Here is a 26,876-nt window from a genome sequence, read left to right as displayed (position 1 = left end):
GCCCCGCTCAGCCGAAGAAGGCCGTCAGCTCGCGGGCGAGGTCCTCGGGCCGTTCCTCCGACAGGTAGTGGCCCGCGCCCGGGAACTCGACGAAGCGGGTGTCCGACGCCCGTCCCTCGGTGAGCGCCTTGACGAAGGGGAAGTAGATCCCGCCCATTCCCAGCACCGGCATCCCGAGCACCGGGTACTTCTTCGCGTCCTCGATGTCGTCGTGGAACGCCTGGTACCAGCGGTTGGCCGCCCGGACGGCGCCCGGCTGGTCGTATGCCTCGGCGTAGACGGCCCGGCTGCGCTCGTCGATCGCGTCCGGCGGGGTGCCCATGTAGTCGATCAGCCAGTCCACGACCAGGCGGAACCGACCGGCGAGCAGCTTCTCGGGAAGGCCCTCGACCTGGTTGAAGGCGAACCACCACAGGTTGGGTCCGGCCGCGGTGGGCAGCAGCGGGAACGAGCGGAACGACTCGTCCGGGTGTCCGGGTTCCCAGAGGGCCAGCTTCGTGGTCGCCTCGGGGTGGTTCGCCGCGAAGCTGAACGCCACCATCGAGCCGATGTCCTCACCGGCTATGAAGACCCGGTCGTGGCCGAGGGAGCGCACGAGCTCGTGGACGTCCGAGGCCATCGTCTTCTTGTCGTAGCCGCCGTCGGGCTTGTCCGACCCCCCCATGCCCCGCAGGTCGACGGCGATCACGCGGTACCGCCGCGCCAGGATCGGCATGACCTTGTGGAACTGCCACCACGTCCTGGGCCACCCGGGCAGCAGCACCAGCGGCGCGCCCTCGCCACCGACGACGTAGTGCAGCCGGATCCCGTTGACCTCGGCGTAGCCGTCCTCGAACCCGTCGAGCATGTCGCTCCCCACGTAGTTGAACAGTGGTTCACATTCCTAGCACGTTCGTGAACGATCACTCAACATGAACTAGGCTGCACCGGTGCCACGCCGACGCAGCTTCGACGAGACGGACGTCGTCGAGCGCGCCATGGAGATCTTCTGGACCCAGGGGTACGAGGCCACCTCCTACACCGACCTGACCGCGCACGTCGGCCTGCACCCGGGCAGCCTCTACCGGGCCTTCGGCGACAAGCAGGCGATCTTCCTGCGTTCCCTCGAGCACTACCGCGACTCGCAGACCCGGACGCTGGCCCCCTTCCTGCTGGCGGGGGGACCCGTCCTGCCGCGGATCCGGGCGGTGCTCGTGGGCTACCTCGACCTCGCGGCCCGGCAGCAACCGGCTCCGCGCGGCTGCCTGATCGCCAACACGGCAGGCGAGCGGCTCCCCGGTGACGCGGCCGTGGCCGCGCGTCTCGCGGAGATCCTCGCGCTCGTCGAGGACGGGTTCCTGCAGGGCCTGCGCAAGGCGTCCCAGGAGGGCGAGGTGGCGCCCGGGCTGGACCTGCCGGCCTCGGCCGCCATGCTCACGATGCTGCTCGAGGGCCTCCAGGTACTGGTCAAGTCCGATCCGGACCCCCAACGGCTCGCCCGCGCCGTGGACACCGCGCTCGCCGGGCTCGCCGCTCGCCCGGACGTGAGCGCGCCCGCCGACGAGGCGGCGTCGAGCGGCTGACCGCACCCGTCGCAGTGGTTACGCTGCCCGCGTGCCCCGCTACGACTTCCGCTGCCGCGACTGTGGCTCGACCTTCGAGGTCAGCCGTCCGATGAGCGCTGCGAGCGACCCCGCCCGCTGCCCCGCGGGCCACGACGACACGGTCAAGCTGCTCACCACCGTCGCCGTGGGCGGCCTGAGCGCCGGCTCGCAGGCCGCGCCCGCCCGCGCAGGCGGCGGGTGCTGCGGAGGCGGCTGCTGCGGCGGCTGAGCGCGCCGCCCCCGTCGAACGTCCCGCGCGTGAGTTCTGGTGGTTGTCCGGTCCCGTTCATCTGGCATCGGGCGCAAAGCCGGTATCGATCACTAACTTCTCCAGCCGCGGCCCGGGCGGTCGCGGCACAGCGATGGCAGCGGGAGAGGTAGGCGTTCATGGGTCGGCGTTCGCGTCTGTTCGGACGGGGGGCCGCTGCCGCGGTACTCGCGGTCCTGGCACTTCTCCCCGGCGCGGGCGGCGCCGCTGCGGCGCCGAGCCCGGGCCCGGGCCCCGCGAGCTCTGCCGGTGACTCCGGCGGCGACCTGGCGTCGGACCTCGCGGCCGTGGACCGGTCGACGGCGTGGACGCAGCTGTCGACGGTGAAGCTGAACTTCCCGACCTACCACCCGGAAGGTCTCGTCGTCACGGCCGACCGGTTCTACCTCAGCTCGACACAGATCATCGAACCCACCCAGACCTACCCCGCGCCCGTCGACGGGTTCGACCGAACGCCCGGCAAGGGCGTCGGTCACCTGTTCGTCATCGACCGCACCGGGAAGCTCCTCAAGGACGTCGTCCTCGGCCACGGCGACGTCTACCACCCGGGCGGCATCGACCTGCACGGCAACGACCTGTGGGTGCCCGTGGCGCAGTACCGGCCGGGCAGCACGGCCGAGATCGACCGCGTGGACATCCGGACCCTCGAGGTCACCCGGGCGTTCACGGTCGACGACCACATCGGTGGCATCGTCTACGACGCCTCGACCGGTCACCTCGTGGGCAACAACTGGGGCTCGCGCACGTTCTACGAGTGGACGCCGAGCGGCAAGCCCGTCACCACCTGGAAGAACCCGGAGAACCTGGTGGACTTCCAGGACTGCCAGTACGTCCCCAAGGGAAAGATGGCCTGCGGAGGCATCACGAACCTCCCCCAGACGCCGACCGCGGGCGGCGCGAAAGCCACCTACGAGCTCGGCGGAATCGCGCTGCTCGACCTGCGGACGCACGCCGTCGTCAACGAGTTCCCGTTCCAGCAGTGGTCCGCGGCCGGTCATGTCATGACCCGCAACCCGCTGAAGCTCAGCGCCGACGGGGACGGCATCACGATGTGGGCGGCCCCGGACAACGGCGAGGAGAGCGCAGGCACCCAGATCTACACCTGGCAGGCAAAGGTCCCGAAGCGGAGCTGACCACCGCCCGGTTCAGACCGGGAGCGGCGTCGCGGAGAAGACCCCGTCCGGGTCGAGCTCCCGCTTCAGCCGCTGCAGGCGGGGCAGGTTGGCGCCGTAGGCCTCCGCGATCTGGTCGGCGGCCTCCGGCCCGAGCACGTTGGGATAGCCGCCGGGCAGGGAGTACGGGGCCAGTGCCCGGCTCAGCCCGTCGGCCCAGGCCTCGTGGGGCGCCGGGTCCTGCGACGGATCCCAGGTGGCGATGATCTGCATCATGAAGTGGTCGCTGCGCTGCGCGAACGCGGTGGCGGCCACCGGCACCCGCGCCGCGGCGCCGCGCAGGTACTGCCAGGAGATCACGGACAGCTCCGACGACCGCGCGTCGACCGCCGCGACGATGGCGGCGACGGCCTCGGGCCGCAGGTCGGCCAGCGACCGCGTGCGGAAGTCGATGTGGCGGCCGTTCACCACCCGCGCGTCGGCCGGGGCGAAGGTGTCCAGGAACGGCATCGGCCGCACCTCGTGGACCACCGGGTCACCCAGCGCCGCGAACCGGGCCAGCACGCGCTCGCCCTCCGCCGGGTCGCCGGACCAGACCGGCGCGAGCAGCAGCGCCGGGGTGCCCCCCGGCGCCGAGGAGATGGCGCCCACCACGCCGAGCTCGTCGGGTGCCGATGCCGCCAGCTCGGCGTGGCCGCGCAGCACCGCTTCCGCCTGCGACCACGGGAACACGATGGGCCCGGAGAGCACGGTGCGGACCGGATGGAGCCGGATCCGCATCGAGGTGACCACTCCGACGTTGCCCCCGCCACCGCGCAGCGCCCAGAACAGGTCGGTGTTGTGGGACTCGTCGGCGGTGACCACGGCGCCGTCGGCGAGCACGACCTCGACCCCGACCAGGTTGTCGAGGGCGAGGCCGTAGCGGGGGCTCAGCGGGCTGTAGCCGCCGGCCAGGGTGAACCCGGCGACGCCGACCATGCTGACCGTGCCGAGCACCGCGGCGAGCCCGTGGTCGGCGGCAGCGCCGGCGAGGTCGGCGGACGTCGCGCCACCCGCCACGACGGCGACCCGGGTGCCTGCGTCGATCTGGACGACATTCATCCTGGTCAGGTCGATCACGAGGCCCTCGTGCCGCAGGGCCCTGCCGGCCCAGTCGTGGCCGCCGACGCGCACCGAGAGAGGCAGGCCGCAGGCGCGGGCCGCGCGCACCGCCGCCTGCACGTCCTCGGTGCTCTCGCACATCACGAACAACGCGGGCCGATGCTCGACGCCACCGTTCCATATCTCGCGGGCGTGGTCGTACCCGCTGTCGGCGGGCAGGAGAACGTGACCCTTGAGCAGGGGACCCAGTTTCTCGGCCGCCGATAATGCCCGTGCAGTGAAATCATCCGGCATTGAACCGACGCTACCCCGCGCCTCCACCGGTTCATGGGTCGATTCATTTCACCGGGAGTTTCGCGAGAATGTCGCCATTCCACGATTTGCCCGCCTACGGCATGCGGCGCCGAGCCACCCGGTCAGTCGCTGCGCAGCTGTTCGCGCAGCACCGTGCCCACGGTGGTGGGTTCGCGGCCGAGCAAGCCGGCCAGCGTCGGGTCGACGGCGGCGAACTCGGCGGCGCGGCTGGCGGCGAAGATGCCGAGCAGCTGGTCTGCCGACTCGGCGGGGACGCCGTGGCTCACCAGCTGTTCGCGGAACTGGTCGTCGGGCGCGGTGGTCCTGGTGATCGTGCGGCCCGTGACGTCGCCGGCGATGCGGGCGATGTCGTCGAAGGTGAGCGCCTGTGCCGCGGTGAGTGACGGCGTGGGGCCCTCGAAGCGGCCTTCATCCGCCAGGATGGCGGCGGCTGCCGCGGCGAGGTCGGCGTGCGCGGTCCAGCTGACCGGCCCGTCCGCGGGGAGGACGACCTCGCCGGACTGCATGGCGTGGCCCAGGAACTGCACCGCACTGGCGGCGTAGAAGCCGTTACGCAGCGAGGTGAACGGCACGCCGCAGGCGCGCAGTGCTTCCTCGGTGGCGGCGTGGTCGCGGCAGGCCTGGAAGTGCGACGAGGCGCTGGCGCCCATGTGGCTGGTGTAGAGGACGCGGCGGGCGCCCGCCGTGACGGCCCCGTCGATCGCGGCACGGTGCTGCCGCACAGCCTCCTCGCCCATCTTGTCGACGGAGACGATGAGCACCTGGGTGGCCCCTTCGAACGCGTGAGCCAGGCTGCCGGCGTCGGTGAAGCTGCCCTGGCGCACCCGTACGCCTTGTCCGGCGAACGCTTGCGCCTTCTTCGGGTCGCGGACGCTGAGGCCGATCTGGTCCGCCGGCACGCGGGTCAACAGCTGTTCGACGATCTGGCGGCCGAGCAGTCCGGTGGCTCCGGTCACGATGATCATTTGCGCGCTCCAGCGAGCTAGTTCCAGTGGAATCGAAACTAGCGTAACACCGATACTAACGGTGGAAGCAAGCCTGGGGTATCGTCGATACCATGCCCCCCGTCGACTCCGACACCACAGCCATGGGCCGCGAGCAGGCCCGACAGCGCGTCATCGAGGCCGCCGCCGAACTGCTGGCGCGCGATGGGCGCGACGCGGTCACCACCCGTGCGGTCGCGGCCGCGGCCGGCATGCAGGCGCCGGCCATCTACCGCCTGTTCGGCGACAAGGACGGGCTGCTCGAAGCCCTCGCCGAGCACGGCTTCGCCGCGTTCCTCGCGACCAAGCACGTCGACCCCCACCCGCAGGACCCCATCGAGGACCTGAGGGCCGCCTGGGACCTGGCGGTCGAGTTCGGCCTTACCAATCCCGCCCTCTACACGCTGATGTACAGCGAGCCCGCCGGCGCCACATCGACCGCCTTCAAGGCCGGCATGGAGATCCTGAGGGGCCGCATCCGACACCTCGCCGCCGGCGGCTGGCTCCGCGTCGACGAGGAACTTGCGGTCACGCTCGTCCACGCCACCGGACGCGGCGCGGTCCTCACCTGGCTGTCCCTGCCCGAAGACCGGCGCAACCGGGCCCTGTTGACCATTCTCCGCGAATCCATGGTTGCGGCCGTAACCACCCAGGAGCCGGCCGTCACGGACGCGGGCGCGGCCGGCGCCGCCCGCGCCCTGCGCGCCGCACTGCCCGAACAGACGACCCTGAGCGCCGCGGAGACGCAGCTACTGAGGGAGTGGCTGGACCGCCTCACCTCCGGCAGCTGAGCTCCACCGGTTGCGGGCTCAGTGGGCCAACACGACCTTGCCCAGCTCCGCCGCCGTGGCGAGCAGGGGGTGGGCGGGCAGGACGCGCACCGTGTACCCGGTGAGCCCGGCATGCGGGAGCTTCACCACGGCCTCGAACCTGTCCCCGGCCCCGTCGGCCTCGCCCACGTGCTCCATGGCCACCGTCACCGCGTCAGCCAGGTCGTCGGTGTGGCCGACGCGTCCCACCACGGCCTCCACGGTGACGTCCTCCGGGCGCAGGCCCGCGAGCTGCACGGCAGCGCGCACGGTCATGGGCGCGCCGACCTCGGGGGTGTCCGGCAGGCCGGAGGCGTCCACCCCGGTGACCTCCACGCGGGTCCACGCCGCGTTCAGCCGGGCGCGGTAGCCCGCCAGCTCACGCGCCGGGCCGAAGTCGTCGGCGACGATCCGTGCGGCCGCGCGGGCGGCGGGCGCGTACCAGTCCTCGACGTACTCGCGCACCATGCGCGTGGCCTGCACCTGCGGGCGCAGCGTGGTGAACGTGTGGCGCACCAGCTCGGTCCAGCGCAGCGGCACGCCGTCGGTGCGCTCGTAGAACGCCGGCGCCACCTGGGTGGCCAGCAGCTCGTAGAGGGCGTTGGCCTCGAGGTCGTCGCGCTTGACCGGGTCGTCGATCCCGTCGGCGGTGGGGATGGCCCAGCCGTTGGCACCGTCGTAGAGCTCGTCCCACCAGCCGTCGCGGATCGACAGGTTGAGCCCGCCGTTCAGCGCCGACTTCATCCCGGACGTGCCACAGGCCTCCAGCGGGCGCAGCGGGTTGTTCAGCCACACGTCGCAGCCCCAGTAGAGGTAGCGGGCCATCGACATGTCGTAGTCCGGCAGGAAGACGATGCGGTGGCGCACAGCGGGGTCGTCGGCGAAGCGGACGATCTCCTGGATGAGCGCCTTGCCCCCGTCGTCGGCGGGGTGGCTCTTGCCGGCGACGACGAGCTGGACGGGCCGGTGCGGATCCAGCAGCAGGTCACGCAGCCTGCCCTTGTCGCGCAGCATGAGCGTGAGGCGCTTGTAGGTGGGGACGCGGCGGGCGAACCCGACGGTCAGCACCTCCGGGTCGAACACCTGGTCGGTCCAGCCCAGCTCGGGGGTCGACGCGCCGCGCTGCAGCCACGCCTCGCGCACCCGGCGGCGGACCTCCGTGACCAGCCGGGCGCGCAACGCGCGGCGCAGCTCCCACAGCGTCTCGTCGGACGCCGGCTCCTGTGACGGCTGGGTGGCTCCCGGACCGGGGTCACCGAGCAACGCCGTGACCTCCCTGGCCTCCCAGGTGTGGCCGTGGACGCCGTTGGTGACCGACCCGATCGGCACCTCGTCGGCGTCGAAGCCCTCCCAGAGCCCGCCGAACATGCCGCGCGACACCGCCCCGTGCAGGCGCGAGACGCCGTTGGCGCGCTGGGCGAGCCGCAGCCCCATGTGCGCCATGTTGAACATGTTGGGGTTCTCCTCGGCGCCCAGCGCCAGGATCCGGTCCATCGGCACGCCGGGGAGCACGGTGTCGGAGAAGTAGTGGCGCACCATGTCGACGGGGAAGCGGTCGATACCGGCCGGCACCGGGGTGTGGGTGGTGAACACGGTGCCTGCGCGCACCGCGGCCACGGCCTCGTCGAAGCTCAGCGGCTCGGCACCGTCGGCCGAGCGGTTCAGCAGCTCGCGGATGCGCTCGAGTCCGAGGTAGCCGGCGTGCCCCTCGTTGGTGTGGAACACCTCGGGCGCGGGGTGCCCGGTGGCGGCGCAGAACGCCCGCACCGCGCGCACCCCGCCGATGCCGACGAGGATCTCCTGCCGGATGCGGTGGTCCTGGTCCCCGCCGTAGAGCCGGTCGGTGACGCCGCGGTAGTCGGGGTCGTTCTCCTCGATGTCGGAGTCGAGCAGCAGCAGCGGTACGCGACCGACCGCCGCCTGCCACACCCGCGCGCGCAGCGTGCGCCCGGCGGGCATGGCCACGTCGACGAGCACGGGCTCACCCGCGGGGTCCGTGAGCAGCTGCAGCGGCAACCCCTGCGGGTCGAGCACCGGGTAGTGCTCGAGCTGCCACCCGTCCAGCGACAGCGACTGCCGGAAGTACCCCGAGCGGTAGAGCAGCCCCACCCCGATCAGCGGCACACCCAGGTCGGAGGCGGCCTTGAGGTGGTCGCCCGCCAGTACGCCGAGGCCGCCGGAGTAGTTGGGCAGCACCTCGCTGACGCCGAACTCCATGGAGAAGTAGCCGACGGCCGCGGGCAGGCTCGGGTCGTCCTCGCGCTCCATCTGGTACCAGCGCGGCTCGTCGAGGTAGCTCGCCAGGTCGTCGGCGAGCTCCCGGACGGTGACGACCGTGTCGGCGTCCTTGGCCAGCTCGCCGAACCGGGCCGAGGAGATCTCGCCCAGCAGCCGGACGGGGTCGTGGCCTGCCCGCTCCCACGCCTCGGGGTCGAGGGCGGCGAACAGGTCCTGGGTGGGCGCGTGCCAGCTCCACCGGAGGTTGGTCGCCAGTGTCTGCAGCGGTGCCAGCGGCGTGGGCAGCTGGGCACGAACGGTGAACCGCCGGAGAGCTCTCACGGCGGGAACCATAGATGAGTGGATCCCGGGATCGGTCAAGCGTGGGGCCGCCCCCGCGCAGCCGGCGCCCGAGGGCCTTCTCCACGACCGGGGGACGACGGCTTGCGTCCGTACGGAGGACATCAGGTCACGATCACGTGAACGGCAACGACCCGTTCTGATCAGGCGCAGAGCGGGTAGATAGGTTTGTGACTTCCGCGACGGGCATGCAGCTGGGGGTGAGCCGATGACCGGTCGGCTGGGTATCGATGACGTCAGCCCCTCGGTAAGTGGCGGCCGCCATCCCAGCAAGGCCGTCGTCGGCGAGGTGGTTCCGATCAGTGCGACGGTGTGGCGCGAGGGCCACGACGCCGTCGCCGCCAACGTGGTCTGGAAGAAGGTGGGCAGCCGCGGTCCGGCCCACCACGTCCGGATGACGCCGACGGGAGCAGGCACCGACCGCTTCACGGCGATCGTGGTCGCCGACGAGCCGGGCCTGTGGACGTTCCGCGTCGACGCGTGGAGCGACCCGTGGTCCACGTGGCGCCACGCCGTCACGGTCAAGGTCGAAGCCGGGCAGGGCGCGGAGGAGCTGGCCAACGACCTCGAGGTCGGCGCCCGGCTGCTGCAGCGGGTCGGCCGCCGCCCCGGCGAGCGGGGCCACCGCGACCTGCTCTTCGGCGCCGCCAACGCCCTGCGCGACACCGCGATGCCGCTGCACGCCCGGGTGGCGCCCGCGCTGTTCCCGGCCGTCCAGACGATCATGACCGAGCGCCCCGTCCGGGAGCTGATCACCCGCGGCCACGCGCAGCAGATCTACGTCGACCGCGAGCGGGCGCTCTACGGGTCCTGGTACGAGTTCTTCCCCCGGTCCACGGGCGGCCGGGACGAGACCGGCCGGGCCGTCCACGGGACGTTCGTCACCGCGGGCAAGGAGCTCGACCGCGTCGCGGCGATGGGCTTCGACGTCGTCTACCTCCCGCCGATCCACCCGATCGGCACCGTGCACCGCAAGGGCCGCAACAACTCGGTCAACGCGGGCCCCGGCGACGTCGGCTCGCCGTGGGCCATCGGCTCCGCCGAGGGCGGCCACGACGCGATCGACCCCGAGCTGGGCACGATCGAGGACTTCGACGCCTTCGTGGCGCGCACCCACGACCTCGGGATGGAGGTCGCGCTGGACTTCGCGCTGCAGTGCGCCCCCGACCACCCGTGGGTGGCCGAGCACCCGGAGTGGTTCACCGTCCGTCCCGACGGCACCATCGCCTACGCGGAGAACCCGCCGAAGAAGTACCAGGACATCTACCCGATCAACTTCGACAACGACCCGGCCGGGATCTACGCCGAGTCGCTCCGCGTGGTGCTGCACTGGGTCGAGCACGGCGTGCGGATCTTCCGGGTGGACAACCCCCACACCAAGCCGCCGAACTTCTGGCACTGGCTGATCTGGCAGGTGAAGGCCCGCTACCCGGACGTGCTGTTCCTGGCCGAGGCCTTCACACGCCCCGCGCGCCTGTTCGGGCTGGCCCGGCTGGGGTTCACCCAGTCCTACAGCTACTTCACGTGGCGCACCACGAAGGCCGAGCTCACCGAGTTCGCGTTGATGCACGCGGAGAGGGCCGACGAGGCGAGGCCCAACCTGTTCGTCAACACCCCGGACATCCTCCACGAGTCGCTGCAGACCGGCGGCCCCGGAATGTTCGCCATCCGCGCAACGCTCGCCGCCACGATGGCTCCGACCTGGGGGGTCTACTCCGGCTTCGAGCTCTACGAGGGGGAGCCGGCCAAGCCGGGCAGCGAGGAGTACCTCAACTCCGAGAAGTACGAGCTGCGCCCGCGCGACTTCGAGGGCGCAGCGGCGAGCGGCAACTCGCTGGAGCCCTACATCACCCGGCTCAACGAGATCCGCCGCGCTCATCCCGCGCTGCAGCAGCTGCGCGACATCCACTTCCACCACGTCGACAACGATGCGATCATCGCCTACTCGAAGACCGAACCGGCCACGGGCGACACCGTCCTCGTGGTGTGCACCCTCGACCCGCGCGTGGCCCAGTCGGGCAACACCGCCCTCGACATGCCGGCACTCGGCGTGGACTGGAGCGACACGATCACGGTGCACGACGAGGTCAGCGGCGAGGTCTACCAGTGGGGCCAGTTCAACTACGTCCGGCTGGAGCCCTGGACCCACGTGGCCCACATCTTCCGCGTGGAACGGCCCACCGCCTGAGCATGCCCGTCCCGGTCCTCGCGGAGCGCGTGATCACTGCGAGGACCGGGACGGCGCGGTGGCACTCCCGTCAGCGCGGCGAGTGCAGCCAGGGCTCGTGCAGGTCGAGGTAGCGCAGGTCGCGCATCAGGTCCATCTCCTCGGCCGGCACCTCCGCCGCCTCAGCGGGTTGCTGCGCCTCCGCCGCGCGCGCCTCGTCCTCCGAGGTGAAGTACGCGGCCTGCGTGAACGCTCCGTCCTCCCCGTCGTGGACGGCCACGAGGTAGCCGATGAGGTCGGGCCGGAGGTGCGGGAACCGTTCCTCGAACACGGTCATCGTCTCGCGCATCCGCACCAGGTCGGTGGTCCGGCCCTGGATCACCTGCACGAACCCGGCGCTGTCGGATCCACCGCCGCGGCCGGCGTGCACCTCGCTGCAGTCGTGGAAGCTCACCTCGCCGGTGAAGAGCTTCGACATCCCGGACCACCACTCGCCCTGCAGTGCGCGGCCGCTGTTGCGCTGCGCCGCTGCCGAGGAGGCGAACCGGGCGATGCCGATGAACGTCCCGTCGTCGGTGACGCCCGCCGTGCTGCCGAGCCAGCCCTCCGCACCGGGCGCGAGGCGCTCGACCCAGTCGTCGAGCCCCCGGCGCGCTTCCTGGCGGTCGGAAACGGGCCCCTGGAAAACCTGGATGAACATGTCGTCTCCTTCCTCCTCCGGGCTGCGAGGGGCCGCCCAGGGTCCTCCCCGGCACGCGGCTCGACCAGAGCCGGATCGGTACCCGATCGACGACTGTCCGTCACCAGATCTTCACGATCTGCCGCGCACCCAAAGGTGAGCGCGGTCGTTGCTGCGACGGGTGCAGCAGATACCCTCATCCCAGCCACCGAGCCACGTTCTGCGCACGGGCACCACGCCCGGTAAGACTGGCCGGGTGCTCCTTCCGCCATCCGTCCCCGCCCGGTAGGAACGCGATACCCCTATGTCAATCGACACCTCGGCCGCCGACGCCCAGTTCGACGCCGACGACCAGCTGGTTGAGAGCTCCTCCGACGAGTACGGCCATGCGCGGACACTCGATGTCGACCGCGACTGGTTCAAGCGGGCTGTCTTCTACGAAGTGCTCGTCAGGGCGTTCTCCGATTCCAACCGGGACGGCACGGGCGACCTGCGTGGCCTCACGGAGAAGCTCGACTACCTGCAATGGCTGGGCGTCGACTGCCTCTGGCTCCCACCCTTCTACGACTCTCCGCTGCGCGACGGTGGCTACGACATCCGCGACTTCCGCGCCGTGCTCCCCGAGTTCGGCACCGTCGAGGACTTCGTGGTGCTGCTCGACGAGGCCCACAAGCGCGGTATCCGGGTGATCACCGACCTCGTCATGAACCACACGTCCGACACGCACCCGTGGTTCGAGGAGTCCCGCCGCAACCCCGAAGGTCCCTACGGCGACTACTACGTCTGGTCCGACGACGACTCCCGCTACGCCGACGCCCGGATCATCTTCGTCGACACCGAGACGTCGAACTGGACCTACGACCCGGTGCGCGGCCAGTTCTACTGGCACCGCTTCTTCTCCCACCAGCCCGACCTGAACTACGACAACCCCGCGGTCCAGGAAGCGATGCTCGAGGTGCTGCGCTTCTGGCTCGACCTCGGCATCGACGGTTTCCGGCTGGACGCGGTGCCGTACCTGTTCGAGCGCGAGGGCACCAACTGCGAGAACCTCACCGAGTCGCACGCCTTCCTCAAGCGGTGCCGGAAGGTGATGGACGACGAGTACCCGGGCCGGGTGCTGCTCGCGGAGGCCAACCAGTGGCCGTCGGACGTGGTCGAGTACTTCGGCGAGGCCGAGGTGGGTGGCGACGAGTGCCACATGGCCTTCCACTTCCCGCTGATGCCACGCATCTTCATGGCGGTGCGCCGCGAGAACCGCTTCCCGATCTCGGAGATCCTGGCCCAGACGCCGGCGATCCCGACGGGCGCGCAGTGGGGCATCTTCCTGCGCAACCACGACGAGCTGACGCTCGAGATGGTCACCGACGAAGAGCGCGACTACATGTACGCGGAGTACGCCAAGGACCCGCGGATGAAGGCCAACATCGGCATCCGCCGCCGGCTCGCCCCACTGCTGGAGAACGACCGCAACCAGCTCGAACTGTTCACCGCACTGCTCTTGTCCCTGCCGGGTTCACCCGTTCTGTACTACGGTGACGAGATCGGCATGGGAGACAACATCTGGCTCGGCGACCGCGACGCGGTGCGCAGCCCGATGCAGTGGACCCCCGACCGTAACGCCGGCTTCTCCACGTGCGACCCGGGGCGGATGTACCTCCCGATCATCATGGACCCGCTCTACGGCTACCAGGCCGTCAACGTCGAGGCGCAGAGCAACTCCACGACGTCGCTGCTGCACTGGAACCGGCACATGATCGAGATCCGCAAGCGCCACCCCGCGTTCGGGCTCGGCGAGTACCACGAGCTCGGCGGCACCAACCCGTCGGTGCTGGCGTACGTACGCAGCCACGGCGACGACGTCGTGCTGTGCGTCAACAACATGTCGAGGTTCCCGCAGCCCGTGGAGCTGGACCTGTCGCCGTGGCAGGGCTGCGCACCGCACGAGCTCACCGGAGGGGTGCCGTTCCCGCGGATCGGCGAGCTGCCCTACCTGCTGACGCTCCCCGGCCACGGCTTCTACTGGTTCTCGATCACCCCTGCGGAGGAGTCTGCGTGAGTCTTGCCGAGGAGCTTCCGACCCTGCTGCCCCAGTGGCTGCCTCAGCAGCGCTGGTTCGCCGCGAAGGGCCGCCCGGTCCGTGAGGTGGCGGTGGCCGCCGTGACCTCGCTGCTGACCGAGGGCGAACCGCTCCTCGACCTCGTACTGGTCGCCGTGACGTTCGACGACGACTCCCCGGTACAGCACTACCAGCTCCTCGTCGCCCGCAGGGAGCACCTGCGCGGCGACCTGGAGCACGTGTGCATCGGGCAGATCGGCAACTGCCTGGCCTACGACGGGCTGTGGGACCCGGCGGTCACCGAGTGGCTGCTCGAGTCGGTGCGCAACGGGCGCACGATCGGCGACGTGCGGTTCGTGCCCGAGCCCGGGGCGAAGATCGCCGAGGGGGCGATCGGGCGGGTACTCGGGGTCGAGCAGTCCAACACCTCGGTGTCGTGGGGCGACCAGTCGATCCTGAAGATGTTCCGCCGGGTGGCCCCCGGGCTGAACCCCGACCTGGAGCTCCACCGGGCCCTGCGGTCGATGGGCAGCAACGAGGTCGCCGCACTGCAGGGCGCCATCGAAGGTGAGCTCGACGGCCAGCCGGTCACGCTCGGCATGCTGCAGGACTTCGCGGCCAACTCGGCCGACGGCTGGTCCATGGCGCTCGCGAGCGTCCGCGACCTGCTGGCCGAGGCCGACCTGCGCGCCGACGAGGTGGGCGGCGACTTCGCGGGGGAGGCGTCGCGGCTCGGTGAGACGGTCGCGGTGGTCCATGCCGAGCTGCGCCAGGCGCTCGGCGCGGACGAGGCCGACCCCCGGGCACTGGCCGCCACCTGGCACGACCGGCTCACCACGGTGGCCGGGCAGGTGCCGGCGCTGACCGAGTACGTGCAGCCGATCCGCGACGTCTACGACGCGGTCGCCGCGCTGGAGGGCTCCATCCCCACCCAGCGCGTGCACGGTGACCTGCATCTCGGCCAGACGCTGCGCACACCGTTCGGCTGGCTCGTGATCGACTTCGAGGGCGAGCCCTCCGCGCCGCTGTCGGAGCGGGTGAAGCCCGACTCGGCACTGCGCGACATCGCCGGGATGCTCCGGTCGTTCGACTACGCAGCGTTCCACCAGCTGTCCAAATGGGAGCCTGCGGGCGACTGGACCGATCCGTACCACGACTCGCAGATGGCGTGGCGGGCGCGCGAATGGGCCGAGCGCAACCGGTCGGCGTTCTGCGACGGCTACACCATCCGCGCCGGCGCCGACCCCCGCGAGCAGGCCACCCTCCTGCGGGCCTTCGAGCTGGACAAGGCCGTCTACGAGGTGCTCTACGAGACCCGTAGCCGCCCCACGTGGGCGCAGATCCCGCTGGCCTCGATCCGGCGGCTCACCATGGAGTCCGACCCCGCCGGCTGATCGCCCCGAACGCACACCCAATCGTTGTGCCCACGCTCGGCGACACGGCCCCGATGGCAATAAGGTGCGCGAGTGGATCGCGAGGAGAACCCGACCCAGACGATCGACCCTGCGACGGAGCCGTTCCCGCCGGACCCGCAGACGATCGACCGCCTACTCGGTGGAGCGCACCACGACCCGCACTCGGTGCTCGGTGCCCACCCGCACCCGGACGGCACGGTCGTCCGGGTGCTGCGCCCGCACGCCGACGAGGTGCACGTCGTCCGCGAGGGCGGCGAGGGCCACCCGCTCGTCAAGGTGCACGAGGCCGGGCTGTTCTCGGGCGTCGTGCCCGGGCCGCCCGCCGACTACCGCCTTGCGGTGCGCTACGGCGAGCGCGTCGACATCGTCGACGACCCGTACCGCTGGTTGCCCACCCTCGGTGAGATCGACCTGCACCTGATCGGCGAGGGCCGCCACGAGCGGCTGTGGGACGTGCTCGGCGCCCATGTCCGCCACTACGAGACCCCCGCAGGCCCCGTCACCGGCACGAGCTTCGCCGTGTGGGCGCCCACCGCGCAGGGCGTCCGCGTCACCGGCGACTTCGACGGCTGGACGGGCTGGGCGCACCCCATGCGCGTGCTGGGCAGCTCCGGGGTGTGGGAGCTGTTCGTCCCGGGCATCACCCCGGGCGTCCGCTACAAGTTCCGCATCCTCGGCAAGGACGGCCGGTGGCGCGACAAGGCCGACCCCATGGCCTTCCGCACCGAGATCCCGCCGGCCACGGCGTCGGTCGTCGACGTGTCGGAGTACGAGTGGGGCGACGAGGAGTGGATGGCGGCCCGCGGGCTGCGCCAGGCGCACGTCGAGCCGATGAGCGTCTACGAGGTGCACCTGGGCTCGTGGCGCCAGGGCCTCACCTACCGGGAGATGGCCCAGGAGCTCGTCGAGTACCTCGGCGAGACCGGCTTCACCCACGTCGAGCTGCTGCCGGTGGCCGAGCACCCCTTCGGCGGGTCCTGGGGCTACCAGGTCACGTCGTACTACGCGCCGACGGCACGGTTCGGCACCCCCGACGACTTCCGCTACTTCGTCGACCACCTGCACCGCCACGGCTACGGCGTGATCGTCGACTGGGTGCCGGCGCACTTCCCGCGTGACGAGTGGGCGCTGGCGAAGTTCGACGGCACACCGCTCTACGAGCACGCCGACCCGCGCCGCGGCGAGCAGCCCGACTGGGGCACGCTCGTGTTCGACTTCGGCCGCACGGAGGTGCGCAACTTCCTCGTCGCCAACGCGCTGTACTGGCTCGAGGAGTTCCACATCGACGGCCTCCGGGTCGACGCAGTGGCGAGCATGCTCTACCTCGACTACTCCCGCCCCGAGGGCCAGTGGCTGCCCAACGTGCACGGCGGCCGGGAGAACCTGGACGCCGTCGCGTTCCTGCAGGAGATGAACGCGACCGTGTACCGCAACCACCCCGGCGTCATCACGATCGCCGAGGAGTCCACGGCGTGGCCGGGCGTCACGCGGCCCACCCACCTCGGGGGCCTGGGCTTCGGCTTCAAGTGGAACATGGGGTGGATGCACGACACGCTCGACTACGTCGGGCGCGACCCGATCTACCGGGGCTACCACCACAACCAGATGACCTTCTCGCTGATGTACGCGTTCAGCGAGAACTTCGTGCTGCCGCTGTCGCACGACGAGGTGGTGCACGGCAAGGGCTCGCTGTGGACCAGGATGCCGGGCGACGAGTGGAACAAGGCCGCGGGCCTGCGCGCGATGCTCGCCTACATGTGGGCCCACCCGGGCAAGCAGCTGCTGTTCCAGGGCGGCGAGTTCGGGCAGGAGCGGGAGTGGTCCGAGCAGCGTTCGCTGGACTGGCACCTGCTGGAGGACCCCCTGCACCAGGGCATCAAGACGCTCGTCGGTGACCTCAACCGCACCTACCGGGCCACCCCCGCCCTGTGGACGAAGGACGCCACCCCGGAGGGCTTCTCCTGGATCGACGCCAACGACGCGTCGGGCAACGTCCTGAGCTTCCTGCGCCACGGCGTCGACGCCGACGGCAAGCCCACCGTGCTCGCCTGCGTGGCGAACTTCTCGGGCACCCCGAAGCCGGACTACCGGGTCGGGCTGCCCTTCGCCGGCCGCTGGCGGGAGGTGCTCAACACCGACGCGCAGATCTACGGCGGCTCGGGCGTGGGCAACCTCGGGGCGGTGGAGGCCGAGTCGGCGATGTGGCACGGCAGGCCGGCGTCCGCCGTGCTGCAGCTTCCGCCGTCGGGTGTGCTGTGGCTGGTTCCCGAGCCCTTCGAGGGCGCGGTGCGCAGGCGCGGCATCGCGGCGGCCGAGGCCTCGGCGCTGGAGGCCACCGCCCCCGCTGCCAGCGCTGCAGCTGCAGCTGTAACTGCCACCGTCGATCCGGCCGATGCCACCGCGACCGGCGAGGACGACGTGGTCGACCAGGCCCCGGCGGCGCCCGTCACCGACGAGCTCCCGGAGGTGGCCCCGCCCGTCCCCGACATCTCCGTCGAGGACGTAGCGGCCGCCGACCCGCGGGTGGCTCAGGAACCGGAGGACGGCACCGAGGGAGTGGAGACCGGCGTGGTGACCGTCGAGTCGTCGGATCTCGCCGTGCCGTCCGCCACGTCCGAGCCGTCGGGCGCCACCGCGTCCGCCGAGGGCGGGCGCAACAACACCGCGCGCAACAACACCGCCCAGTAGCCGAGCAGGATCGCGCAGTAGAGGGACCGCCCGACATCCGGCCAGAAGCCGGCGGGCGGCCACTCCGCGTTCCACGACACCGGGATCACGATCACCGACAGCGCGACGGCCGCGATCGCGCCCTGCCGGAGCGCGATCAGCACGAGCACGCCCGGCCAGAGCAGCATCAGGTAGTTGTGCCAGGAGATCGGGGAGACGAGCAGCCCCGCGGCGACCACGGCCCACGGCACGGTCCCCGCCGGGTCGATGCGCTCGCGGTGGCGTCCGACCCAGGCGAGGGTGCCGACCAGGACGACGGCACCGAGCAGCGTGCCCAGCACCGACGGCACGCCGAACCGGACGGCGAGCCCGGGCAGCGAGGCGTTGTCCACCGTGTCGGGCACCGGCTCGGTGACCGCGATGCGCAGCCATTCCAGCCCGCTCGACGGCCCGGCCACGAGCACTCCCAGCAGGGTGGCGGCCGCCGCGGCGACCAACCCGGCCCGCAGCGGCACCCACCGCCGCTGCACCGCGGGGAGCAGCAGCAACGGGGCGAGCGACGGTTTCAGCGCCACGGTGATCCCGAAGATCACGGCGGCGACCACCGGCCGTCCCCGTCGTTCGGCGATCCAGCCCGCCACCAGCCCGACGAGCAGCAGCGGATAGATCTGGCCGAGCACGAGCGTCCCGTGCAGCGGCGACGACGCCAGTACCGCCAGCACGGCCAGCGCCGTGGCCCCCCGGCGCAGGCGCAGCTCACGGGCCACGGCCAGCACCGCAGCCACGACGAGCACGAGGGTGAACGCGGCGAAGATGCGGTACGCGGTGAGCGAGGAGAACCCGGCCAGCGGCGTGAGCAGCAGCGTGAGCAGCGGCGGGTTGAGGTTCGTGAGCTTGGCGGGGGTCTTGTAGATGTCGGCGCCGTGGGTCAGCGCGACGGCCGAGTGCCAGAACGTGTCGAAGTCGACGTGCAGCTCGCGCATGTCGGGAGAGGGCAGCAGGGTGACCAGGGCATCGGGATGCCGCACGGTCAGCACGACCGCCGTGACGACCGACGCCAGCACGAGCAGACCGGCGATCCCCCACCGCACGACCACCGCCCGGTGGACGTGGGCCCCCCTCATCAACGACACGGTGCCTGACGCTATCCCGCCCGGTCGTGTCGGGCCGAACCGCTCCCCCGGAGCGCGCCGTCGCGCGATGATGTTCGGCGTGCGCGCCCTGTCACGGCCCCGACCGTCTGCCACCGCGGTGTTCGCCGTCGCCATGGGCGTACTCGTCACGGGATGCACGCAGGCCGTCCCGGGGCGGCCCGATGCAGCCCGGCCGCCGGTCACCGTCTCCGCCGCTCCCGCGCCGTCACCCCAGGCCCCGGTCCCGCTGTCCCCGGACGGGGTGGCGACGGCGGCCACGGGCGCCATCCAGGACGTCTGGCGCGGCGCCTTCCCTGCCGCGTTCGGGCGCCCGTGGAACGACATCCGCACGTTCGCGCCGGTCCGGACCGGCCACCCCGCCACATCGAGGCCACCGTGCGTGGAGCGGGTCGCCGACCTCGTCGGCCAGGCGTTCTACTGCCCCACGGCGGATGCGGTGGTGTGGGACGCCGACACCCTGCTGCCCGACCTGCACCGCCGGTTCGGGAGCGCCGGGGTCATGGTGGCGCTGGCCCACGAGGTCGGCCACGCCGTGCAGTCCCGGCTCGGGATCGACGCGGCGCAGGCCGGTGACCCCGGCCGGTACCCGGCGGTCCTGCTGGAGACGATGGCCGACTGCTACGCCGGGGTCGTCTTCGCCAAGCTGGCCGAACGGCCCGTCGCCGGGCTGGCCGTCGATCCGAAGGCCCGTGACGCCGCGCTGCTGGCGCTCGTCGGGTTCCGCGACCCCCTCGGCGTCCTGCCCGGCAACGACAGTGCACACGGCAACGCGTTCGACCGGGTCTCGGCGTTCCAGGACGGCTTCCGGGACGGCGCCGCCCGCTGCTCCGGGATGACCGTCGACAACCGCTCGTTCACGCAGCGCCGGTTCGGTTCGGCCGCCGACCAGGCCCGTGGCGGCGACCTCCCCCTGCCGGTGCTGCTCGAGGCGCTGCAGCAGGACGCCGACCAGTGGTTCGGCGCGCTCTCCCCCGGCTGGCGGGTCCCCCCGATCGGTGGTGCGAGCTGCCCGGCCCACGTGCCCGTGACCCAGGGGCCGGTGCGGTTCTGCGCGGCCGACGGCGTGCTGTCCATCGACCAGGGCGCGCTCGACACCCTGCACCGCGAGGTGGGCGACTACGCGGGCGCCACGCTGCTGGCGAGCCGGTACGGCATCGCCCTGCTGGCTGCGCTCGGCGCCGAGACCGAGGGGCCGGCAGCCGGTGCGGCGGCGGTGTGCCTGGCCGGTGCGTACACGGGCGCGCTGGTCGAGCCCGACGGCGGGTTCACCCTCTCCCCCGGCGACCTCGACGAGGCCGTGCAGGTGCTGCTGACCCACGACTGGGCCGCCCGCGACTCCGCGGGCGGCGTCGACACCACCGAGAGCGGCTTCGACCGCGTCAGCCGGTTCCGCGACGGCCTGCTCGGCGGCCCGCACGGCTGCCTGCCGAACCGCTGACGGGTGCGCGTGCACGCTTGACGCCCCCGCCTGCGGAGGGGAGGGTTGCCGAGTGGATCTCCGCAGAGCGGCGCTGCTCCGGCGCCCCCTGTACGGCGAGTGCTACGACCGGGGCGACGCCGACTGGTGATTCGGGCCGTGCACGCCCGTCCCCGTACCCGTCGTCCCCGGAAGGTCGTCCTGCCATGTCCGCGTCCACCGTGGCGGATTTCGTCGCCGCGCTGCCCAAGGTCGAGCTGCACCTGCACCTCGTCGGATCCGCCTCGCTCGACACCGTGCTGACCCTCGCGCGGCGCCACCCCGATGGCGGCGTTCCCACCGAGCTCGACGCGTTGCGTCGCTTCTACACGTTCACCGACTTCCCGCACTTTCTCGACGTCTACCGCCAGGTGAACCTGCTGGTCACCGCGGCGGACGTCGTGACGCTGGTGACCGAGCTGGCCGCGGACCTCGCCGCCCGCACCGTGCGCTACGCCGAGGTGCAGGTCACCCCGGTGCGCCACCGGATGGGCGGGGTGGGCTACGACGACCTCGCGCAGGCCCTCGTCGACGGCCGGACCCTCGCGCGGGAACGGCACGGCGTGGAGCTGGGCTGGGTCTTCGACGCCGACGCCATCCTCGGCCCGGCGGGCGCCGAGGAGACCGTCGACTTCGCCGTCGGGCACCGCCCGGACGGCACCGTCGGCATCGGGCTGGGCGGCTCGGAGCTGGGGGTCAGCCGGGCCGACTTCGCGCCCGCGTTCCACCGGGCCGTGGCCGCCGGGCTGCACAGCCTGCCCCACGCCGGGGAGACCGTGGGGCCGGGCGAGATCTGGGCCGCCCTCACCGACCTGGGCGCCGAACGGATCGGGCACGGCATCGCCGCCGCGCAGGACCCGCGGCTGCTCGAGTACCTGGCCGCCCACCACATCCCGCTCGAGGTGTGCCCGACGTCCAACCTCCTGACCGGTGCGGCGCCCTCGCTCGCCGCCCACCCGCTGCCCGCGCTGGTGGCCGCGGGCGTACCGGTCACGCTCGCGACCGACGACCCCGGGATGTTCCAGACCGACCTCGACGCCGAGTACCGGCTGTGCCACGACGTGTTCGGCATGGGCATCCCGGAGCTGGCCGAGATCGCCAGGACCGGGGCGCGGGCCGCGTTCTGCTCGGACGAGCTGCGCACTCAGATCCTCGCCGAGATCGACGCCGTCGAGGCCGCCGCCTAGGCGAGCCCGGCCGGGTGGCCGGTCTCTCGCAGGGCCGGGTAGCGGGGCAGCTCTATCGCGTCCGCCGGCGGGGCGATGACCCGCCCGGCGACGCCGCCGAGCCGCCTGGCCAGGGGGCTGCCGGCCAGCCGGACCGCGGTCCGCAGGGCGGCCACCCCCGCGCGGGACCGAGGATGGACGATCGCTGGGGCCCCGGGAAGGAGCTTCTGGGCCCGGTCGACGTAGGGCCGCATGAGCGTCTCGAACCGCGCGAAGGCCCCGAGGGGATCGGGGGCGCTCGCGAGCTCCCCCGCGAGCACGTAGGCGCCGACCAGGGACAGGCTGGTACCCATCCCGCTCAACGGCGACGGGCAGTAGGCGGCGTCGCCGACCAGCCCGACCCGCCCGCGGCTCCAGCGGGGGATCCGCATCTGGCCGACCGCGTCGAAGTAGAACGCGTCCCGGTCGAGTGCTGCCAGCACCCGCTCGGTCTCCCAGCCCGCGCCCCGGAACGTCCGCCGGAGGATGCGCGCCTGGTCGGCGGGTTCGAGGTCCTCCAGCCCGCCGACGGACGAGGCGACCGAGAGGGTCGCCCGGATCGTCCCGTGGTTGTCCGGACGCAACGTCACCTGGCGCCCACCCGGGGCGAAGTACCAGCGCCACCAGTCGTCGTCAGCGGCGGTGCGCTCGATGGTCAGGTAGGCCATGTAGAGGCCGAGCCCGGTGACCTCGGCGTCGGGGAGCACCAGCGATCGCGTGCGCGAGGTCAGGCCCTCGGCCACCACGACGGCGTCGAAGGTGCGCGCCGGCCCGTTCAGGAAAGAGGCCGTCACCGCGTCGCCGGTGTCGTCGAGTGCGGTGATCTGGTCACCGAAGACGTACTCGACGTCGCGGGCGGTGCTCTCGTGGAGCAGGCGTGCGAAGTCCCCGCGCAGAATCTCCATCTCGGCGGTCAGGCCGTCGCCGTCGGAGGTGCCTGCCGCGAAGGACGCGAGCGACCGGCCCTGCCCGTCGACGATCGTGCTGCCCAGCTCGCCGGTGCGCGCGGCCAGGATCTGCTCCTCCAGGCCCATGCGGCGGACGACCTCGCGACCGGCCCCGCGGACGTCGATGTTCTGCCCGGCCTCGCGCAGGCCGTCGAACCGCTCGACGACCGTCACCGCCCAGCCGGCCCGATGCAGCCAGTGGGCCAGGGCGGGCCCCGCGATGCTTGCGCCCGAGACCAGAACGCTGCGAGAAGCCATCAGCCACCTTCGGTCCGGCCCGTGGCCGGTTCGGACGAGTAGTTAGACCATCTAGTATGTAGATTGTCTAACATGTTTCGGCCGGGTGCGCGCGGCGGACGGGAGCGGGATGGGCGGAACCTCGGGCGGCGGCGAGCTGGACCAGCTGACCGTCGCGGTACGGCGGCTGGGCGACGCGTCGCGGGAGCTGAACGCGCGCAAGGCCCGCGAGCTCGGGATGAACACGACCGACATGACCGCGCTCTACCTGCTCGAGCAACACGGACCGATGGGGGTCGTGGACCTCGCGCGACGGCTGGGCATCCGGGCCGCGTCGGGAAGCGCGATGCTCGACCGGCTCGAGCGGGCCGGCCACGTCCACCGGGCCCACGACGCGCGCGACCGGCGCCGCATCACCGTCGCGATCACCGATGACGCCCGGTGCACGAGCGCCGAGGCCTGGCACCCCGTCATCTCCGCGATCGACGAGGTGTCGGGCTCCCTGCCCCCCGACGAGCGCGCCGCCGTGCTGGACTACCTCCGCCGCGTCGCCGCGGCGATGGAGGACCGGTAGCTCGGCCCGCCCGGGGGCAGGTGGGGTTGGCGGCTCAGAAGAGCGCGCGGGCGAGGGATCGCCGGCTCGCGGTGACCCGGGGGTCGTCGGCCGGGAACAGCTCGAACAGCCCCACGAGGTGCTCGCGAACGCGGTCGCGGTCGTCGCCTGCGGTGCGCGCGACCGTGGCCACCAGCCGCGAGAAGGCCGCCTCGACGCGGTCTGTGGCCACCTCGGCGTCCGCGGCGGCCAACTGGGCGTCGACATCGTCGGGAGCGGCGTCCGCGCGGGCGATGGCCGAGGGGTCGGCACTCTCCGCGCGGGCCAGGAACCGCACCTGCGACAGAGCAGCGGCGGCCTGCTCGTTGGCCGGCTCGACGGCCAGGATCTGCTGGTAGGCGTCCTCCGCGGCCGCGTAGTCACCGCGTTCGAGCGCGTCCTCCGCCGCGGTGAAGCGCGGGTCCTCCGGCTCCTCCACCGGCTCGTCCACCGCCCCGGCGCCTGCCTCCGCCTGCGCGATGGCGGGCATCCGGTCACGCAGGGCGTCGAGCAGCGCGGCGATCCACTGGCGCACCTGGGGTTCGGGCAACGCCCCGTTGAACGCGTCCACCGGCTGGCCCCCGACGACGGCCACCACCATGGGGATCGACTGGACCCCGAAGGCCTGCGCGATCCGCGGGTTGGCGTCGACGTCGACCTTCGCCAGGATCCACGCGCCGTTGCCGGCCTCGGCGAGGCGCTCCAGCACCGGCGAGAGCTGCTTGCACGGGCCGCACCAGGTGGCCCACAGGTCGATGACGACCGGGACCTGCATCGACCGTTCGAGAACGTCGGTCTGGAAGGTCTGCTCGGTGACGTCGATGACGAACGCGCTGCTGCCAGCGCGTTCCGCTCCCCCGGACGCCGGCTGCGGGCGGGCCGCGGCCTCCGAGCGGGCCTTCAGGGCGGACAGGTCGACCGCACCGGCCATGGCGGACGACAGTGCGGCCGTTCTGGCCGCCTGACGAGGATCGGGTCGGGACACGTGTTCATCCTGCCATCGGCCGCATCCGCCGTGCCTGTCTGGTGCCCACGCCGCACGGCCGCCTGCGGAGCGGTTTCGCGCTCACGTCACCGGCACGAGCGGACGCAGTCCCATCGGGTTGGCCGCGAGGAACCCGCCGGCTCCGATGATGGCGCTGACCAGCGGGGCGACCAGGTCCACCAGCCGGTCGGCCGCTGCGGCCCCGATCGCGGCCACCGGCGGGTCGGCGAGCGCGTCGGTACGGGCCTCCACCTCGGCCCGCACGGCGCGTCCGGCCGGCGTCAGTGCCCCCTCCTCGATCAGGCCGCGCTCGGAGAGCCGGCGGGCCGCGTCCGTCCACTCCTCCTCCGACCAGCCACGGCGCCTGCGCAGCCACTCCGCATCCATCGCGTGGTCGGCTGCGAAGAGGACGAGCGCCTCGGCGGGATCCAGCCCGGCAGTGAGCAGGGCGGCGACGTGCCCGTCGCCCCGTTGCTCGCGCAGGACGGTCTGCGCGTGCCACAGCACGAGGTGCGGTGCCTCCGGCCACTCCAGGGCGAGGTTGGCCGCGGCGAGCGGACGTCCTGCCGTGGGCGCGGCCAGCGCCGCGTCCCGTGCGATCGCGGCCGCCGCGGCCACCTCGGGGGAGCCGAGCACCTCCGCACCGAGCAGCCGCCGCAGTGCCGCGTCGACCGCCTGGAGGCGGAGGTCGAGGTAGCGCTCGGGACCCGCCAGCTCCCACACGGCCGGCACCGACCTCGCGACGAGCCCCGGATGGAAGTTGTAGAAGAGAGCCGCGACGAGCTCGGCAGGCGCCGCTCCGAGCGGAGCGGCGCGCAGCGCGAAGTAGCTCATCCAGTAGCCCTTGGTGCCCAGTGCTTCGCACGCCGCCTGGCACTCCGGTGCGAAGTACACGACCGCGTGCACAGGCTCCAGCGCACGCCACATCCGGCGGGACCGATGATCGTCGGTGGCGCCCGGAATCTCGTTCATCGCACTCCTCGCAGTTTGTTGATCGACGTTCCCACCCGGCGTCACGACGGGGAGAACCCGCGCGGAAGTTCACCGGTCCGGTCGTTTCGGTGACCCTACGCAGTCGAGATTCGAAATCCCGTCATCCGTCAGGGCCAGATGGTCACCGGACTGGCAGAACACCGGGGATGCCCGGGCAATCGTTGAGAAGGGTACGAGTGATCAATGGTCGCTCTGCGTCGAATCCACTGCCGCGGGTACGCGGCCTCCCCCTCCAAGGAACCCGCATGAGCACGGAGAACACCGTTGCCGACCGCCTCCTCCAGGACGCCCGGAGGAGGACAGCCAAGAGTGAGAGCCCGAAGCTCGGGAAGGCGGCCCTGATCGTGGGCGTGGTCGCCGTGATCGTCAGCCCGGTTCCGCTCATCGCCTGGATCCTGGGCGCCACCGCACTGGGCCTCGGCAGCGCGGCCTCCCGCCGCCCCGTTTCCGCGAAGCGGGCCAAGATCGCGATGCTTCTCGGCACGGCCGCCATTCTGCTCGGCGTCTTCTTCTTCACCCTGGTCATCAGCCGGGGCTGAGTAGTTCCTCCGTTTCCGGGCCGAACAGGCCGGCGCTGCGGCGCCTGCCCGTTCGGCCCGGACGCGGTTCAGCCCTTGTCCAGCGCCGCCTCGACCCGCTCCACCTTGGCCGTCAGCTGGCCGGAGTGACCGGGCCGGATGTCGGCCTTCAGCACCAGGCTCACCCGGGGGGCGTGAGCCTGGACCGCCTCGACGGCCCGCTTCACCACCTCCATGCCTTCGTCCCACGTCTCGGATTCGATCGTGGTGAACATCGAGGTGGTCTCGTTGGGCAGTCCGGACTCGCGGACGACGCGGACGGCCGCCGCGACCGCCTCGCTCACGCTGTCGGTGCCGGAGTTGCCTCCGGACGGGGCGATGCTGAATGCGAAGAGCATGGTCGCCAGCCTGCCGCAGCAAAGGCGACGACCGCGACCCCGAGCGTGCACCTCACTGCTAGCGTCGCCGGTCATGGCCACCCACGACCCGCTTCCGTTCGACCCGATCCTGCGGGCGGCGGCGATCTGGGACGAGCGGATCGGACCCGCGCGCACGATGGCCGCGGTGACCAGCGTGATGCGGGTGCAGCAGATCCTTCTCTCCGCAGTGGACGGGGCACTGCGCCCGCACGGTCTGACGTTCGCCCGGTACGAGGCACTGGTGCTGCTCAGCTTCTCCCGCACCGGCAGGCTGCCGATGCGGGTGATGGGTGAGCGCCTCCAGCTGCATCCGACGAGCGTGACCAACATCGTGGATCGACTGCAGGCCGACGGGCTCGTGCGCCGCATCCCGCACCCGACCGACCGGCGCGCGACGCTGGTGGAGATCACCGAAGCCGGCACCGCCATCCTGGAGGACGCCACGAAGTCGGTGACCGCGATCGAGTTCGGCCTCAGCGGCCTCGCTCCGGAGCAGGAGACCGAGCTGACCGACCTGCTCGCCAAGGTACGCAGGGCAGCGGGCGACTTCGACTGAGGCGGCCCGCCGCCGCGCGAGCCCTCACGGCGACGGCGGACCCACGCGCCCTCCGGCGCCCCCGCCCCGCCCGGCCCCCGGC

Annotated in this window: 22 protein-coding genes and 1 pseudogene; 13 read left to right on the top strand and 10 right to left on the bottom strand. The window is 72.1% G+C overall.

All coding sequences use genetic code 11. The features are described from left to right. Positions 1 to 7 precede the first annotated feature (7 nt). On the bottom strand, positions 8 to 859 hold the full coding sequence (locus HF577_RS04205; protein ID WP_211173774.1) for an alpha/beta fold hydrolase: 852 nt from the start codon (positions 857 to 859) through the stop codon (positions 8 to 10). A gap of 70 nt (positions 860 to 929) precedes the next feature. On the opposite strand from HF577_RS04205, the gene HF577_RS04200 reads away from it, so the two are divergent. The 3 genes from HF577_RS04200 to HF577_RS04190 all read left to right on the top strand — a co-directional run bounded on the left by HF577_RS04200 (position 930) and on the right by HF577_RS04190 (position 2,984). Further along, a complete protein-coding gene (locus tag HF577_RS04200; protein ID WP_169394389.1) occupies positions 930 to 1,562 on the top strand; it encodes a TetR/AcrR family transcriptional regulator in 633 nt (210 codons plus the stop codon). 31 nt (positions 1,563 to 1,593) lie between these two features. Continuing rightward, the gene (locus HF577_RS04195; protein ID WP_169394388.1) at positions 1,594 to 1,812 is read left to right on the top strand and encodes an FmdB family zinc ribbon protein; all 219 of its coding nucleotides are present in this window, start codon (positions 1,594 to 1,596) and stop codon (positions 1,810 to 1,812) included. Positions 1,813 to 1,970: 158 nt separating this feature from the next. Then, a complete protein-coding gene (locus HF577_RS04190; protein WP_169394387.1) occupies positions 1,971 to 2,984 on the top strand; it encodes a DUF6454 family protein in 1,014 nt (337 codons plus the stop codon). Positions 2,985 to 2,996: 12 nt separating this feature from the next. Here HF577_RS04190 and HF577_RS04185 read toward each other — a convergent pair whose 3' ends face one another. Both HF577_RS04185 and HF577_RS04180 read right to left on the bottom strand, forming a co-directional pair. Continuing rightward, positions 2,997 to 4,358, bottom strand: a complete 1,362-nt coding sequence (locus tag HF577_RS04185) for an FAD-binding oxidoreductase (RefSeq protein ID WP_169394386.1) — start codon at positions 4,356 to 4,358, stop codon at positions 2,997 to 2,999. 122 nt (positions 4,359 to 4,480) lie between these two features. After that, positions 4,481 to 5,344 (bottom strand): NmrA family NAD(P)-binding protein, encoded by an 864-nt coding sequence (locus HF577_RS04180; protein WP_169394385.1) that lies wholly within the window; start codon positions 5,342 to 5,344, stop codon positions 4,481 to 4,483. A gap of 92 nt (positions 5,345 to 5,436) precedes the next feature. Between HF577_RS04180 and HF577_RS04175 the strand changes: the two genes are divergently transcribed. Continuing rightward, positions 5,437 to 6,153 carry a TetR/AcrR family transcriptional regulator gene (locus tag HF577_RS04175; protein WP_169394384.1) on the top strand — a complete coding sequence of 239 codons (717 nt, stop codon included), beginning with the start codon at positions 5,437 to 5,439 and terminating at the stop codon, positions 6,151 to 6,153. Positions 6,154 to 6,171: 18 nt separating this feature from the next. Here HF577_RS04175 and glgP read toward each other — a convergent pair whose 3' ends face one another. Next, a complete protein-coding gene (gene glgP, locus HF577_RS04170; protein ID WP_169394383.1) occupies positions 6,172 to 8,730 on the bottom strand; it encodes an alpha-glucan family phosphorylase in 2,559 nt (852 codons plus the stop codon). Between the two features lie 226 nt (positions 8,731 to 8,956). Here glgP and HF577_RS04165 point away from each other — a divergent pair, with 226 nt between their 5' ends. Further along, entirely contained in the window at positions 8,957 to 10,936 is a 1,980-nt protein-coding gene (locus tag HF577_RS04165) for an alpha-1,4-glucan--maltose-1-phosphate maltosyltransferase (protein ID WP_169394382.1), read from the top strand. Positions 10,937 to 11,006: 70 nt separating this feature from the next. On the opposite strand, the gene HF577_RS04160 is transcribed toward HF577_RS04165, so the two are convergent. Next, positions 11,007 to 11,615 carry a hypothetical protein gene (locus tag HF577_RS04160; RefSeq protein ID WP_169394381.1) on the bottom strand — a complete coding sequence of 203 codons (609 nt, stop codon included), beginning with the start codon at positions 11,613 to 11,615 and terminating at the stop codon, positions 11,007 to 11,009. Positions 11,616 to 11,898: 283 nt separating this feature from the next. Here HF577_RS04160 and treS point away from each other — a divergent pair, with 283 nt between their 5' ends. The 3 genes and pseudogenes from treS to glgB form a co-directional block, all read left to right on the top strand. Next, complete coding sequence (gene treS, locus HF577_RS04155; protein WP_169394380.1) at positions 11,899 to 13,650, top strand: maltose alpha-D-glucosyltransferase; 1,752 nt, start codon at positions 11,899 to 11,901, stop codon at positions 13,648 to 13,650. After that, positions 13,647 to 15,044 (top strand): maltokinase N-terminal cap-like domain-containing protein, encoded by a 1,398-nt coding sequence (locus tag HF577_RS04150; protein WP_169394379.1) that lies wholly within the window; start codon positions 13,647 to 13,649, stop codon positions 15,042 to 15,044. The genes treS and HF577_RS04150 overlap by 4 nt, the downstream gene beginning before the upstream one ends. A 102-nt stretch (positions 15,045 to 15,146) precedes the next feature. Then, a pseudogene (gene glgB, locus HF577_RS04145) lies at positions 15,147 to 17,336 on the top strand (1,4-alpha-glucan branching protein GlgB); the annotation flags it as partial. 257 nt (positions 17,337 to 17,593) lie between these two features. Here glgB and HF577_RS37885 read toward each other — a convergent pair. Then, positions 17,594 to 18,856 carry a glycosyltransferase family 87 protein gene (locus tag HF577_RS37885; RefSeq protein ID WP_246265763.1) on the bottom strand — a complete coding sequence of 421 codons (1,263 nt, stop codon included), beginning with the start codon at positions 18,854 to 18,856 and terminating at the stop codon, positions 17,594 to 17,596. Between the two features lie 88 nt (positions 18,857 to 18,944). Here HF577_RS37885 and HF577_RS04140 point away from each other — a divergent pair, with 88 nt between their 5' ends. Next, on the top strand, positions 18,945 to 20,324 hold the full coding sequence (locus tag HF577_RS04140; RefSeq protein WP_169394378.1) for a neutral zinc metallopeptidase: 1,380 nt from the start codon (positions 18,945 to 18,947) through the stop codon (positions 20,322 to 20,324). Positions 20,325 to 20,509: 185 nt separating this feature from the next. Further along, the gene (add, locus tag HF577_RS04135) at positions 20,510 to 21,529 is read left to right on the top strand and encodes an adenosine deaminase (protein WP_169394377.1); all 1,020 of its coding nucleotides are present in this window, start codon (positions 20,510 to 20,512) and stop codon (positions 21,527 to 21,529) included. On the opposite strand, the gene HF577_RS04130 is transcribed toward add, so the two are convergent. Further along, positions 21,526 to 22,752, bottom strand: a complete 1,227-nt coding sequence (locus tag HF577_RS04130; protein ID WP_169394376.1) for an FAD-dependent monooxygenase — start codon at positions 22,750 to 22,752, stop codon at positions 21,526 to 21,528. The two genes, add and HF577_RS04130, sit on opposite strands and share 4 nt — an antisense overlap. Positions 22,753 to 22,861: 109 nt before the next feature. On the opposite strand from HF577_RS04130, the gene HF577_RS04125 reads away from it, so the two are divergent. After that, positions 22,862 to 23,305: a MarR family winged helix-turn-helix transcriptional regulator gene (locus HF577_RS04125; RefSeq protein WP_169394375.1), complete on the top strand. Its 444-nt coding sequence runs from the start codon at positions 22,862 to 22,864 to the stop codon at positions 23,303 to 23,305. A 34-nt stretch (positions 23,306 to 23,339) separates the two neighbouring features. Here HF577_RS04125 and HF577_RS04120 read toward each other — a convergent pair whose 3' ends face one another. Both HF577_RS04120 and HF577_RS04115 read right to left on the bottom strand, forming a co-directional pair. Continuing rightward, entirely contained in the window at positions 23,340 to 24,254 is a 915-nt protein-coding gene (locus HF577_RS04120; RefSeq protein WP_169394374.1) for a tetratricopeptide repeat protein, read from the bottom strand. A 135-nt stretch (positions 24,255 to 24,389) separates the two neighbouring features. Continuing rightward, the gene (locus tag HF577_RS04115) at positions 24,390 to 25,280 is read right to left on the bottom strand and encodes an SCO6745 family protein (protein WP_169394373.1); all 891 of its coding nucleotides are present in this window, start codon (positions 25,278 to 25,280) and stop codon (positions 24,390 to 24,392) included. A 266-nt stretch (positions 25,281 to 25,546) separates the two neighbouring features. Between HF577_RS04115 and HF577_RS04110 the strand changes: the two genes are divergently transcribed. Continuing rightward, entirely contained in the window at positions 25,547 to 25,840 is a 294-nt protein-coding gene (locus HF577_RS04110; RefSeq protein WP_169394372.1) for a hypothetical protein, read from the top strand. A gap of 68 nt (positions 25,841 to 25,908) precedes the next feature. Here HF577_RS04110 and HF577_RS04105 read toward each other — a convergent pair whose 3' ends face one another. After that, positions 25,909 to 26,217, bottom strand: a complete 309-nt coding sequence (locus tag HF577_RS04105; RefSeq protein WP_169394371.1) for a thiamine-binding protein — start codon at positions 26,215 to 26,217, stop codon at positions 25,909 to 25,911. Between the two features lie 73 nt (positions 26,218 to 26,290). Between HF577_RS04105 and HF577_RS04100 the strand changes: the two genes are divergently transcribed. After that, positions 26,291 to 26,794, top strand: coding sequence for a MarR family winged helix-turn-helix transcriptional regulator (locus HF577_RS04100; RefSeq protein WP_169394370.1), 504 nt, complete (start codon positions 26,291 to 26,293; stop codon positions 26,792 to 26,794). The last annotated feature ends 82 nt before the right edge of the window (positions 26,795 to 26,876 follow it).

This window comes from Pseudonocardia xinjiangensis (assembly GCF_012911925.1).
Lineage (GTDB): Bacteria > Actinomycetota > Actinomycetes > Mycobacteriales > Pseudonocardiaceae > Pseudonocardia > Pseudonocardia xinjiangensis.
The sequence above is the reverse complement of the archived record's forward strand: the minus strand, read 5'-3'. Positions and strand labels throughout refer to the sequence as shown.

Excerpts from the sequence above, each read along its gene's own strand:
- HF577_RS04185 (WP_169394386.1), bottom strand. The coding sequence starts at position 4,358 with ATGCCGGATGATTTCACTGCACGGGCATTATCGGCGGCCGAGAAACTG.
- HF577_RS04100 (WP_169394370.1), top strand. The coding sequence starts at position 26,291 with ATGGCCACCCACGACCCGCTTCCGTTCGACCCGATCCTGCGGGCGGCG.
- HF577_RS04120 (WP_169394374.1), bottom strand. The coding sequence starts at position 24,254 with ATGGCCGGTGCGGTCGACCTGTCCGCCCTGAAGGCCCGCTCGGAGGCC.
- HF577_RS04175 (WP_169394384.1), top strand. The coding sequence starts at position 5,437 with ATGCCCCCCGTCGACTCCGACACCACAGCCATGGGCCGCGAGCAGGCC.
- HF577_RS04115 (WP_169394373.1), bottom strand. The coding sequence starts at position 25,280 with ATGAACGAGATTCCGGGCGCCACCGACGATCATCGGTCCCGCCGGATG.
- HF577_RS04130 (WP_169394376.1), bottom strand. The coding sequence starts at position 22,752 with ATGGCTTCTCGCAGCGTTCTGGTCTCGGGCGCAAGCATCGCGGGGCCC.
- HF577_RS04105 (WP_169394371.1), bottom strand. The coding sequence starts at position 26,217 with ATGCTCTTCGCATTCAGCATCGCCCCGTCCGGAGGCAACTCCGGCACC.
- HF577_RS37885 (WP_246265763.1), bottom strand. The coding sequence starts at position 18,856 with ATGAGGGGGGCCCACGTCCACCGGGCGGTGGTCGTGCGGTGGGGGATC.
- HF577_RS04160 (WP_169394381.1), bottom strand. The coding sequence starts at position 11,615 with ATGTTCATCCAGGTTTTCCAGGGGCCCGTTTCCGACCGCCAGGAAGCG.
- add (WP_169394377.1), top strand. The coding sequence starts at position 20,510 with ATGTCCGCGTCCACCGTGGCGGATTTCGTCGCCGCGCTGCCCAAGGTC.
- HF577_RS04165 (WP_169394382.1), top strand. The coding sequence starts at position 8,957 with ATGACCGGTCGGCTGGGTATCGATGACGTCAGCCCCTCGGTAAGTGGC.
- HF577_RS04110 (WP_169394372.1), top strand. The coding sequence starts at position 25,547 with ATGAGCACGGAGAACACCGTTGCCGACCGCCTCCTCCAGGACGCCCGG.
- HF577_RS04190 (WP_169394387.1), top strand. The coding sequence starts at position 1,971 with ATGGGTCGGCGTTCGCGTCTGTTCGGACGGGGGGCCGCTGCCGCGGTA.
- HF577_RS04180 (WP_169394385.1), bottom strand. The coding sequence starts at position 5,344 with ATGATCATCGTGACCGGAGCCACCGGACTGCTCGGCCGCCAGATCGTC.
- HF577_RS04125 (WP_169394375.1), top strand. The coding sequence starts at position 22,862 with ATGGGCGGAACCTCGGGCGGCGGCGAGCTGGACCAGCTGACCGTCGCG.
- treS (WP_169394380.1), top strand. The coding sequence starts at position 11,899 with ATGTCAATCGACACCTCGGCCGCCGACGCCCAGTTCGACGCCGACGAC.